This is a genomic window from Aquimarina hainanensis, assembly GCF_042684685.1.
GTDB lineage: Bacteria > Bacteroidota > Bacteroidia > Flavobacteriales > Flavobacteriaceae > Aquimarina > Aquimarina hainanensis.
Genome location: NZ_JBHULX010000003.1, coordinates 254,648 through 267,944, shown reverse-complemented (window position 1 = coordinate 267,944; position 13,297 = coordinate 254,648). Strand labels below are relative to the sequence as shown.

Below are 13,297 nucleotides of genomic sequence, written 5' to 3'. Positions count from 1 at the left end.
AAAATTATGAAAAAACATACAATATATTCATATATACTCCCTCTCTTTCTTTCTATCGCTTTTGTTAGTTGTGATAGTTATTTGGAAGAGTCTCCAGATGATCGTCTGGAATTAAATACCCTAGACAAAGCCGCCAAGGTAGTAGCAGATTCATACTCACAAGCAAGTTTTCTCTTTACTGAAACATATACAGACCTTGCTGGTCCTACCGGAAATCCAGATGGAAATGGTATTGTACAAGATACCGGAGGAAATATAATAACAAATCAGGACCGACAATTATACAAATGGGAAGAAGTTAATGATATCTTTCAGGAAACCCCAACTTTTTACTGGGATCGATCTTATGCTGCTATTGCTCAAACAAATGAAGTATTAGCAATTATTGACAACCTAGAAGGAGAACAAGACAAAAAAAATGCAATTAAAGGAGAAGCTTTACTATCAAGAGCATACCATCATTTTATGTTAGTTAATATTTTTGGTTTACATTATGATCAAAATGCAGCTACAAATCTTGGGGTACCATATATCACATCTCCTGAAACTGAATTTTTACCTTCCTATACCCGTAATACCGTAAAAGAAGTATATGATTTAGTAGAAAAAGATTTATTGGAAGGATTATCTTTAATCAACGATAAATTCTTTATCGGAACTAAAAAATATCATTTTACCAAAAAAGCGGCATTAGCATTTGCTTCCAGGTTTTATTTATGGAAAAAAGATTATGCGAATTGCAAAAAATACAGCGATTTATTTTTTGATGGATCACCAGCTACTTATATCAAAGATTATACTCAAATAACAGGTGCTAACTTTCAGGAAACTGCGAATAAGCACGAAGACCCTTCTGATCCTAGTAATCTATTGGTTATTCAAAAGTTTAGCCTCTACACCAGAGTTAATCGAGGGTTCAGGCTAACTAGTAATCAACTTTCTGAGGTATATCAAAATCAATTAGGAATAAATGATATTAGAGATGATTTGTTTGGAACTATAGGATCTAATGGGATATATCTGCCCAGAATTTGGGAATATACCTTTAGAGAAAACTTAAGCTCTAACAGTGTTCGTCCTTACCATATCGAAGTAGTATTAAAAGGAGAAGAAGTCTTATTTAACAGAGCTGAAGCGAATTTATTTTTAGGGAATCAGGATGCTGCTTTATCTGATATTAATATAATCGCAGAAAATAGATACAGAGGGCAAACCTATACCAATATAGCTGCCATTACCAGTTATTATGACGCTACTGATGAAACAGAAGGTATGTTACGCCTTATTTTGGATGAACGAAAAAAAGAATTTTGGTTCCATGGATTACGATGGTTCGATATAAAAAGGCATAACATACCTGTTACCCATATTCTTCCTGTTAGTGAAGGTGGAGAAACAGTAGAATTACCTGCCAATGATCTGAGAAGAGCCGTGCAAATACCAAGAGATGCTATCTCTTTTGGATTAACACCTAATCCTCGATAAAATATTGCTAATTATGAAAACACATATTATGTCATTACAAAAAATAGTATTTTTCGTTCTTTGTGTTACTGCCATTCTGGGATGTACACGAGAAGAAACAATACAACCTGTAGACCTGTTTGAAGAAATAGAATCTACGGATCCTCTAGATGTTTATTTAAAAGAAGAATTCAGAGACCCTTATGGTTCTGTAATCATTTATAAATTTATAGACCGATATATCGATCAGCGATATAAGGCTGTCCCACCTAAAAAAGAAGTCGTTAAGCCTATTGCCGAATTGATTAAACAAGCCTGGATAGAGCCTTATAATCAAGCCTCTGATCAGGGAGAAGCTTTTCTTAAAAAGTTTTTTCCTGGAGAAATTGTAATTCTGGGATCTCCCCTTTTTAATGGAGATGGAACAATTGTATTAGGAACAGCTGATTCCGGTGTACGAGTAACCCTTACTCAGGCTAATAATTACGCTCCTGGAAACAATGCCTGGATAATACAAACATTTCATACACTCCACCATGAATTTGCACATATTATTGATCAGAATTTTAACTTCGACATAGAAGCCTTTTATCAAATTTCTGGAGATGATTATACCTCTAATGGTACTTGGTTCTCTATAACAGAAAATGACGCTATTACTCGTGGAATGGTTACCCCATACGGAACATCAGCTGTAGGGGAAGATTTTGCAGAATTAATTGCTACGATTATTACTACTACCCCAGAAGAGTTTGATGAGAAATACATTACTCCCGAAGACTGTACAGGAGAAGGACAAGATTGTCTGGATAGAAACAAAGGAAGAGAGCGAATCAAACAAAAGTATGATGTCGTAGTAAAATATATGAGTGAAGATGTTGGAATTGATCTTATAAAGCTAAGAGACGAATTTTTGAAAAGTATTAACTAGTGAAATTTTCACGTTATAAAGTAAAAAAAATGATAAAAAACTTTAAAACATATACACTTCTTATTATTTCACTATGCTTTTTTGCTTGTAGTGATGATAATGACGTAGCGCCACTATTCGATTCTGATATTGATACTCGTGTGGCAGCACAACTAGATAGCTATAAAAAGACCTTGGTATCTTCTGAATTTGGATGGAAAGTAGCATACCAACCAGAAGATAACACTGGGATATATAATATCTTTTTAAAATTTAATGAAGATGATACGGTAGAGATTGTATCCGATGTTAATAATGGAGAGGGAGACCTTCCCTCAACCTTTCGCGTGGGCGTTGGACACTTCCCGGAATTAATATTCGAGAACTCCACTGTTTTTCACGATTTATTCTTAGGGCGTGACTTTGGTTTAGGCGCAGAATTCGAATTCTTATTTGATGATGTTACAGAAAATAAAGTAACATTAAAAAGTAAGACCGATCAGGGAGATGAAAAATCAAAAATTTCCCTAATCAAAGCAACCGCAGAAGATAAAGAAGCTATTAAATCATTACAAGGATTAGATAATAGAATAAAAGACGGACATGAAACCTCTCTTTATTTCCGAAGTATCATCGTTAAGAACAGTGCAGATGAAAATATACTAACTGGTTCTTTCACCTTCGACAGTTTTTCTAGAGTTGCTACTATCTCTTACTTAGGTGCAGGAAATGTTATCGAAACAAAAGAATACCCTATAATCATTACTAAAGATGGGTTTAATTTTATCACTCCATTAGAAGTAGCTGGACAAAGTATACATACTTTTACATATGATGCGGCTGATAATATATTTGTATCTGCCGATGGAGACTTGAATAGTATCATTACTCATAGTATAACACCTGGTCTTTTATATTTCCCAGCTGTTAATACCTTTAAGGATGATTTTAAGTTTTATATATATTTTGATAACACCTCAGCTAATTATTTACAAAGCACATCAGATGAATTTCTTAACCTTGGATTAGCCAGTTCTTTTAATAGGTTAGATATTAGATTTGATGATGCTGCAAATGGAGGGATTTCCTATTTCCAGTTTAGAATGAATGATGGAAGTCAGACCTTTGTAATATTCACTACTGAAATAGTAGAGAACGAGCGATTTATATTTAATTTTCAGCAAATCGTGGGAGATCCAACTCCTATCAATAACATGCTTGGAGTATTATTTAATCCACAAGGATTTTATATAGAAAAAACGAATGAAAGCAGGTTTACAAATAACCCATCATACTTGTTGACAAATGCTGCAAATCCTAGTTTTAGATTTTCTGTATACGGAATATAATTAGTAACACAATAGGGCTTTCTTTCCCTAAGGAAAGCCCTGTTATTTAAAGCGAAACATTGATGAAAACTTATGTTGAAACTGAACTGAACACTATATCAATGATACTGATAATAAGAGTGGAATAATTGCCATAGAAATAGAATCCATATACACACATACTCAACTCTCATTTTGCTGTTTATTATAACACAAGCCCAACAAGTATATATTCTATTTAGTTAACCAATCTGTTATTACGTATACTAGCTTTAGATACCCCCAGAGTGGAGAATTCAAAAGAATTCTCCACTTTTTTATTTTTTATCATACCTTCAATAAATTCAGGAAACCTTTTATGATCTTATAAAAATGTTAACAAAACCCACATATTAATTCAATTTAATTAAATTGTGCGATTAATTATTCACAAAATGAAAACTGTATTTCTTAGTATTTTCCTGATATCGCCCCTATTGTTAACCGCTCAAACAGATAGCAGACTATATGATATTATAGATCAAGTATCCGCTAAGCGTATAGAAAGCGATATCAAAACACTCGCAGGATTTGGAACCAGAAATACCTTTAGTGATACCCTATCTGATACCAGAGGTATCGGAGCTGCCCGAAGATGGATTAAAAAAGAATTCGAAAAGACAGCTGCCTTATGCAATAACTGCCTGGAGGTTTTTTATCAAAAAGATCTGGTGACCACTGATATGGGAAAAAGAGTTCCCAAAGATGCCTGGGTGGTTAATGTTTTAGCAATTCAGAGAGGTAGCAAATACCCCAATCGCTATATTATCATGAGTGGAGATATCGACTCCAGAGCCAGTGATACGATGGACTATACCACAGATGCTCCCGGAGCCAATGACAATGCTAGTGGTATGGCTGGCACATTAGAAGCAGCCAGGGTGTTATCCAGGTATACTTTCGAGAATAGTATTATCTATGTCGGATTATCCGGAGAAGAACAAGGATTGTTTGGAGGAGCGGGCTTAGCCCGGTATGCCCAAAAGAATAACTGGGAGATTATAGGCATCCTGAACAATGATATGATCGGTAATATTAAAGGAGTCGATGGAGTCATTGACAATCGTTCCTTTAGAATTTTTTCAGAACCAACAGACCCGACAGATTCCGAGTCCAAAAGAAAAAAACGACGATTCTATGGAGGTGAAGTTGATGGAATCTCCAGGCAACTCGCCCGCTATGTACACAACAATGTCAAAATGTATATGCCGGAAATGAACCCTATGATGATCTACCGACTGGATCGATTCGGAAGAGGAGGTCACCACAGACCGTTTAATGATCTCGGGTATGCAGGAATTCGTATCATGGAAGCCCATGAGAACTATACACAACAACATCAAGACATCCGTACAGAAAACGGTATCCAATACGGCGATGTGGTCGAGCATGTCAATTTTGAATATGCTGCTAAGCTAACTGCAGTCAATGCCATCAACCTCGCCTCTTTGGCCTGGGCACCTCCGGTTCCTGAAAATGTACAAATAGGAGGGATTGTAGCCCCCGCAGCAAAATTCAAATGGACCAAAAGTACCGATCCCGCTATTGCCGGATATAAAATATACTGGAGAGATACCACCTCCCCTACCTGGGATCATCACAAATTTGTAGGAAATGTAGATCAGTATACCCTAAAGGGAATTGTTATTGATAACTATTTCTTTGGCATCGCTGCTGTTGCTAAAAATGGATTTGAAAGTCCGGTAGTATTCCCTTCAGAAACTTTTTAAATAAATAATCCCTCTCTAATAAATACGAATACATGAAAAAAGTTTTACAACTTATTTTTTTCTTTGTTTTTACCCTAACGGTAAAAGCACAAACCCATCTTTTTAATCATTCAGAGCAGCAATTCTCGCGTCAGGATACGCTAAGAGGAAGCATTACTCCCGAAAGAGCATGGTGGGATCTCACCTATTACCACCTAGCGATAGCAGTAGATCCGGATCGGAAATCAATCAAAGGAAAAAATACGATTGCTTATAAGGTACTGGCTCCTAGCAATCGCATGCAGATTGATTTACAACCCCCTTTACACATTGAAAAAGTAACCCAGAACGAACAGGAACTCAACGTCGTATCAGAGGGAAATGCGCATTTTGTAACACTCCCTGAAAAACAAAAGAAAGGCAACCTTAATACTATCGTAGTGCATTATAGCGGGACACCGAAGGAAGCAGTCCGGGCTCCCTGGGATGGTGGAATTTCATGGAAGAAAGATGCCAATAACAACCATTTTATAGCCTCTTCCTGTCAGGGTCTTGGTGCCAGTGTCTGGTGGCCAAATAAAGATCATATGTACGATGAAGTAGATAGTCTGCTTATCAGCGTTACTGTTCCTAAAAACCTGGTAAACGTATCTAATGGAAGACTGAGAAAAGTAGAAGAACATCCCAATAAAACCAAAACCTATCATTGGTTTGTCAATAACCCGATCAATAACTACGGGGTTAATATTAACATAGGAGACTATGTCCATTTTGGCGAAAAATACGAAGGCGAGAAAGGAACCTTAGATATGGATTACTACGTATTGAGGGATCATCTCGACAAAGCAAAAAAACAGTTCAAAGACGCTCCTAAGATGATGAAAGCATTCGAACATTGGTTTGGTCCATATCCTTTTTATGAAGACAGTTTTAAGCTCGTAGAAGTTCCCTACCTGGGGATGGAACATCAAAGCTCTGTTACCTATGGAAATAAATATCAAAACGGGTATCTGGGAACTGACTTATCAGGTACCGGATGGGGGTTAAAGTTTGACTTTATCATTATCCACGAAGCTGGTCATGAATGGTTTGCCAATAACATTACCAATAAAGATATTGCAGATATGTGGGTTCATGAAAGTTTTACAGCCTATTCAGAAAATATTTTTCTGGACTATTACTATGGAAAAAAAGCCGCTTCCGAATATGTGATTGGCACCCGAAAATCCATCAGAAATGACCGTCCTATTATCGGTGCCTATAATGTCAATCACGAAGGCTCCGGTGATATGTATTACAAAGGAGCCAATATGCTGCATACACTACGACAACTGGTAGATAATGATGAACAGTGGAGAGCCATTCTTCGCAAAATAAATAAGACCTTTTATCATCAGACTGTTACCACCACCCAAATTGAAAATTTCCTGAGTAAAGAAACCAAGATCGACCTGTGTGCTTTTTTTAATCAATACCTCAGAGATACCAGAATCCCGCTGCTCGAATATAAAATTAACGAAGGACAGCTATCCTATCGATACACCCGTATTGTAGCTGATTTTGATATGCCGATACGCATTCATATCGGGGATCGTGTGAAGTGGATTCAACCTTCTGCTCAGTGGAATACCTTACCTATCAAAGAAGATCAAATACAAATAGACCCTAACTTCTATATAGACACTAAAAAAATATAATAGTAGATCAAATACACAAACCATGTTTATAAGAACCCTTTTCACCCTTCTTTTTATTTGTTCTCTGGGAGCAAATGCACAAAAAAAGAAAAAAGAAAGCAACCCGGATAAGTGGGATGTTGCTCATCCCGGAGAAGCTTTTAATTATCAAACACATTCTTTTAGTACGGATGAAGGAACCTGGATGAATCTCGATGTCAGCCCTGATGGAAAGACCATTGTTTTTGATATGTTGGGAGACATCTATACCATTCCTGTTTCCGGAGGAAAAGCCACTCCCCTTCGCACGGGAATTCCCTTCGAAATCCAACCTCAATTTAGCCCGGATGGGACAAAAATATCTTTTACCAGTGATGCCGGAGGGGGAGATAATATTTGGATTATGAACGCAGATGGCAGCCATGCCAAACAAATCACCAAGGAACAATTCCGCTTGTTAAACAATGCCGTATGGACCCCGGACGGGCACTACCTCATCGCCCGAAAACACTTCACTTCTCAGCGCTCTATGGGAGCTGGAGAACTGTGGCAATATCATATCACCGGGGGTAGTGGAACACAGCTAACCAAACGAAAAAATGACCAGCAAGATGTAAATGAACCTTGCATATCTCCGGATGGCAGGTATCTGTATTACAGTGAAGACATGTATCCCGGAGGATATTTTCAATATAACAAAGACCCGAATAAACAAATTTATGTGATTAAAAGGTATGATTTCAAAACTGGGAAAACAATTACCATTACAGGGGGACCCGGAGGGGCTGCACGTCCTGAGGTATCCCCCGACGGAAAAAAACTAGCTTTTACCAAACGTGTTCGTACCAAAACCGTTTTGTACATTCACGATCTGGAAACCGGAGAAGAATGGCCGATATACGACCAATTAGATAAAGACCAGCAAGAAGCCTGGGCTATTTTTGGAGTATATCCAAATTACAGCTGGATTCCTGCCACTGAAGACCTCATCTTCTGGGCAGCAGGGAAACTACACAGAATCAATATCCGTACACAAAAAGCCACAATCATTCCGTTTCAGGTTGATGCGGCTATAAAAATAGCAGAAACCATTCATTATGATAGCCCTGTAGCCCCCAAGACTGTAGATGCCAAAGTCATTCGCAATATTACTACTGCTCCAGACGGAACATCCATTGCATTCAGTGCATTAGGTCATATCTGGATCAAAACACTCCCCAAAGGCAATCCGAAACGATTGACCAACAGTGCTGACTTCGAATTCGAACCGAGTTTCTCCCCGGATGGAAAATCAGTAATCTATGTGAGCTGGAATGATGAACAACTGGGAAGCATTTACACCGTTCCTATCACCGGAGGAACTCCCACAAAACTTTCTACTGAAAAAGGAATTTTCAGAACACCAGTATTCAATGCCACACAAACAAAAATACTTTACAAAAAAGAGAGCGGTAATAATGACCAGGGACGTAGTTTTACAAAAAAAGCAGGTATCTACCTTCAATCCTTAAGCGGAGGACACCCTAAGCGAATCAGTAAAGAAGGAGAATACCCTACTTTTTCTAAAGATGAAAAGAGAATTTTCTATCAGACCGGAGGAACCTATTTCGGGAGTTTGACTAAAAAACTTCACTCTGTCAATATTGACGGGTTTGATCAAAAAACGCATATCACTTCCAAATATGCAAACAGGTTGGTTCCCAGTCCTGACAATAAGTGGATTGCTTTTACCCATCTCCATAAAGCTTATCTCGCTCCCCTGGTCTTAAATGGAAAGGAAATTAATATCGATCCTAAATCCACTGTAGTTCCTGTTACACAGATTGCAGCAGATGCCGGAATAAACCTGCACTGGTCTACCGATAGCAAAACAGTATACTGGAGTCTTGGAGATACCTATTTTTCGAATCCGGTACACAGCCGATTTACTTTCCTGAAAGGTTCTCCTGAGAAAGTAGGTCCTCCAACTCAAAAAGGAATCGATATCAAACTATCATACACCCCGGACACTCCTACCGGAAGAATTGCTTTTACCCATGCTCGGATTATTACTATGGAGAACGAAGAAGTAATAGAAGATGGAACCATTCTTATTCACGGAAATAAAATCGAAAAAATTGGTCCCACGGCAGAAGTATCCCTTCCCGAGGGAACTAAGGTATACGATAGTCAGGGAAAAACGATCATGCCGGGAATTGTAGATGCACATGCTCATGTAGGAGCCTTCAGATATGGACTGACTACCCAAAAACACTGGCAGTTATATGCCAATCTTGCATTTGGAGTAACCACAGCGCACGATCCTTCTGCCAATACGGAAACCGTCTTTACCATTTCTGAATTGATCAAAAGCGGAGCCATGGTTGGTCCCCGTCTCTACTCCACCGGGTTTATACTTTATGGAGCTGATGGAGATTTCAAAGCTGTTATTAACTCTCTGGAGGATGCCAGATCTTCCATACGCAGAACTGCTGCTTTTGGTGCCAAATCTGTAAAAAGCTATAACCAGCCCAGAAGAGAACAGCGACAACAAGTAATTCAGGCCGCCAGAGAACAAAAAATTAATGTTGTTCCTGAAGGAGGTTCTACTTTTTATCACAATATGACAATGATTATGGACGGACATACCGGTATTGAACACAACATTCCGGTAACCAAAGTCTATAAAGATGTAAAAGAATTGTGGAAACACAGCAAAACCGGTTATACCCCTACATTGATTGTCAACTATGGGGGAATGAACGGAGAGTATTATTTCTATCAAAAAGAGAACATCTGGGAAAATGAAAAATTATTAAAGTACACCCCAAGAGCTTTAGTAGATGCCCGTGCCAGACACCGTACTATGGTACCGGATGAAGAATACGAAAACGGTCATATTCTCGTATCAAAAACCACCACAGCATTAGCCAATGAAGGAGTGAAGGTCAACCTGGGAGCACATGGTCAATTACAGGGATTAGGAGCACATTGGGAATTGTGGATGTTGCATCAGGGAGGTATGAGCAATCATCAGGCATTACAGGCTGCGACTATTAATGGGGCTCGTTACATAGGCGCAGGAAATGACATCGGCTCTCTAAAAGAAGGTAAACTGGCAGATCTCATCGTATTGGACAAAAACCCATTGGAACATATCAGAAATACAGTCTCTGTACGATATACCATGGTCAATGGAAGACTTTATGACACAGAAACCATGCATGAAATTGGAAATCATCCCAAAGAAAGAACACAGTTCTGGTGGGAAAATATTCGCTATAATACCGCATTCCCCTGGCACGAAACTTCTCATAGTTTTAGCCGAGGAAATTGCGGATGCCATGTAGGACATCACTAACCATAACAGTTATTGTTTGAATAATACAGAAAATTATACATCGTTGGGCTACGGTCTATTTTTATGCTGAAACCGAGCAGAAAAAGAACATTTTGTTCCGGTAAATTCAAATAATAAATGGTATTAAAATCAAAGCAGTATGAAAAATAAATTAGCACTCTTACTCAGCTGTATCAGCATTTCCCTGTTTTCTCAGGAAATACATGTTCCTGTAGATACGACTGTCGTAAGTACACATACTCTGACCGTAAAAGGAACCCAGTTCCCTTACACAGCCATTACAGGATTCCAACCCGTATGGGATAAAAAAGGAACCCCTATCGCTTCCTTATTTTATACCTATTACAAACGAAGCGATATTAAAAATGATGAAAACAGACCCTTGCTCATCTCTTTTAATGGAGGACCTGGCTCTGCTTCCGTATGGATGCATATTGCCTATACCGGTCCTCAAATTTTAAAAATTGATGAAGAAGGATTTCCGGTACAACCGTATGGTATCAAGCCTAATCCTAATTCCATCTTAGATGTTGCTGATATTGTATTCGTCAATCCGGTCAATACGGGGTATTCCAGAATGCTCCCTGATCAGGAAGGAAAAATGCCCGACAACGCTTTATTTTTTGGCGTCAATGCAGATATTGAATATCTGGCGGGATGGGTCAATACGTTTGTCACCCGATATAACCGATGGAAATCACCCAAGTATCTGATAGGAGAAAGTTACGGAACCACCCGGGTATCTGGTTTGGCAGGCGCATTACAAAACAAGCACTGGATGTACCTCAACGGAGTTATTCTGGTATCCCCTACAGAAATAGGCTTTCAATTCGACGGAGCTGTAGAGACTGCCAACCGACTGCCTTATTACACTGCTGCAGCCTGGTATCACAAAGCACTCCCTCTTGCCTTACAGCAAAAAGATCTCACGGCTTTACTCCCCGAAGTAGAAAACTACACCATCAATCAATTACTTCCTGCCATCGCCAGAGGAGGATCTCTGGATCCTGCTACCAAAAAGGAAGTCATCAAAAAAATGGCGTATTACTCCGGCTTGTCGGAGCACCTTATTGAACAACACAACCTGGAGGTTCCCAAACGTTTTTTCTGGAAAGAACTACTTCGTAACCGGGAAGGGTACACTATTGGTCGGCTCGATTCCAGATACAAAGGAATGGATATCAAAGAAGCAGGAGATTCTCCGGATTACAACAGCGAGCTCACCTCCTGGCTTCATGCTTTTACGCCGGCTATTAATTACTATATCCGCGAGCAGCTCAATTTCAAAACAGACCTCAGTTATAATATGTTTGGTCCGGTACATCCCTGGGACAGAACCCGGAACAACAGTGGAAAAAGCCTTCGTGCAGCCATGGCTAAAAACCCCAACCTGCATACCCTTATCCAATCCGGATATTACGATGGAGCCACCACCTACTTTAATGCCAAATATATCATGTGGCAATTAAACATTAACGGGAAACTAACCGACCGGTTACACTTCAAAGGATATCGTAGCGGTCATATGATGTATCTGAGGAATGAAGACCTGATTCAGGCCAATGAAGACCTGAGAAATTTTATAGAAACTTCTACGACTAATATCCATATAGGATCAAAATATTAGTCATTATGAACAGTATATTAAAAATTAAACCATTAGGGTTTCCGTGGGAGACCAGCGATCCTTTTTTATTCTGTGCCTATCACGAAGACAGGTACCCAGAAGGAAATCAGGAATTAGGTCCCGCTGTCTCTCTGGAAGGACGAATTATCGGTCAGGATTTTGAAAAAAAAGATGGATGGAGAATGTATCACGGTAGTAAAGTACCGGGATTTCCGGCACATCCGCACCGAGGTTTTGAAACCGTAACTATTGTCCAGAAAGGATTGGTAGATCATTCCGATTCCTTAGGAGCTGCCGGGCGATTCGGAAATGGTGATGCCCAATGGATGACCGCAGGAAAAGGTATCTTACATGCAGAGATGTTCCCTTTACTCAATCAGGATACGGTCAATCCATTTCTGTTATTTCAGATATGGCTGAACCTGCCCAAAGCGCATAAAATGGTGACTCCGCATTTCAAGATGCTGTGGAATGAAACCATTCCTGAGCAAGTCGTAACAGATGAAAACGGGAAACAGGTATTCCTAAAAATGTATGCCGGTTCCATGCAGGAAACAGCCCCTGCTCCCCCACCAGATTCCTGGGGCGCAGATGCTGATAATGAAGTGGCAATATGGACAATACACATGGAAGCTAACAGTAGCTACACATTCCCTATAGCGACTGAAGGTGTAAACAGATCTCTTTATTTTTATGAAGGAGATACACTCCATAGCGAAGGGTATGAAATTCCGGTTGACCATCGTATTATTACCAATCCGGTAAACTCATTGACCATCACGAATGGGAATACAAAAGCAAAACTATTATTGTTACAGGGAAAACCAATTGACGAACCTGTAGCCAAGCATGGTCCCTTTGTGATGAATACCATGGAAGAAATCAGACAGGCAATGGCTGATTACCAGCAAACACAATACGGAGGATGGCCCTGGGCTACTTATGAGCATGTACACGATCGGGAGAAAGGACGATTTGCACAATTTGCCGATGGTACCATAGAAATAAAGTAACTCTTTCTAACATAATTAATATAGATACGCACTAAAAAGAAACGTTTAGTGCGTATTGTTTTTCTCCCCTTTGTGTCTCCTGTCTTCGGTATATGATTTTATTCACGAACGGTAACATTTTACTCCGCTATAACATACATAATTGGCATGATACATCTATTGTGATGAAATGCTCGACTGCGATTCATCTA

8 protein-coding genes are annotated in these 13,297 nt (G+C 39.2%); all 8 read left to right on the top strand.

Annotated features, from left to right (window positions below; all coding sequences use genetic code 11):
• Positions 1-6 precede the first annotated feature (6 nt).
• The 8 genes from ACFSTE_RS05375 (at position 7) to ACFSTE_RS05340 (ending at position 13,106) form a co-directional block, all read left to right on the top strand.
• On the top strand, positions 7-1,485 hold the full coding sequence (locus ACFSTE_RS05375) for a RagB/SusD family nutrient uptake outer membrane protein (RefSeq protein ID WP_378255547.1): 1,479 nt from the start codon (positions 7-9) through the stop codon (positions 1,483-1,485).
• A 13-nt stretch (positions 1,486-1,498) separates the two neighbouring features.
• Positions 1,499-2,395: a substrate import-associated zinc metallohydrolase lipoprotein gene (locus ACFSTE_RS05370; RefSeq protein ID WP_378255549.1), complete on the top strand. Its 897-nt coding sequence runs from the start codon at positions 1,499-1,501 to the stop codon at positions 2,393-2,395.
• A 29-nt stretch (positions 2,396-2,424) separates the two neighbouring features.
• Positions 2,425-3,723, top strand: a complete 1,299-nt coding sequence (locus ACFSTE_RS05365; RefSeq protein ID WP_378255551.1) for a DUF4302 domain-containing protein — start codon at positions 2,425-2,427, stop codon at positions 3,721-3,723.
• A gap of 413 nt (positions 3,724-4,136) precedes the next feature.
• A complete protein-coding gene (locus tag ACFSTE_RS05360) occupies positions 4,137-5,471 on the top strand; it encodes a M28 family peptidase (RefSeq protein WP_378255553.1) in 1,335 nt (444 codons plus the stop codon).
• Between the two features lie 32 nt (positions 5,472-5,503).
• Positions 5,504-7,147 (top strand): M1 family metallopeptidase, encoded by a 1,644-nt coding sequence (locus ACFSTE_RS05355; protein WP_378255555.1) that lies wholly within the window; start codon positions 5,504-5,506, stop codon positions 7,145-7,147.
• A 22-nt stretch (positions 7,148-7,169) separates the two neighbouring features.
• On the top strand, positions 7,170-10,466 hold the full coding sequence (locus ACFSTE_RS05350; protein ID WP_378255557.1) for an amidohydrolase family protein: 3,297 nt from the start codon (positions 7,170-7,172) through the stop codon (positions 10,464-10,466).
• A gap of 139 nt (positions 10,467-10,605) precedes the next feature.
• Positions 10,606-12,093: a S10 family peptidase gene (locus ACFSTE_RS05345; protein WP_378255559.1), complete on the top strand. Its 1,488-nt coding sequence runs from the start codon at positions 10,606-10,608 to the stop codon at positions 12,091-12,093.
• 5 nt (positions 12,094-12,098) lie between these two features.
• Positions 12,099-13,106: a pirin family protein gene (locus tag ACFSTE_RS05340; protein ID WP_378255561.1), complete on the top strand. Its 1,008-nt coding sequence runs from the start codon at positions 12,099-12,101 to the stop codon at positions 13,104-13,106.
• Positions 13,107-13,297: the final 191 nt, after the last annotated feature.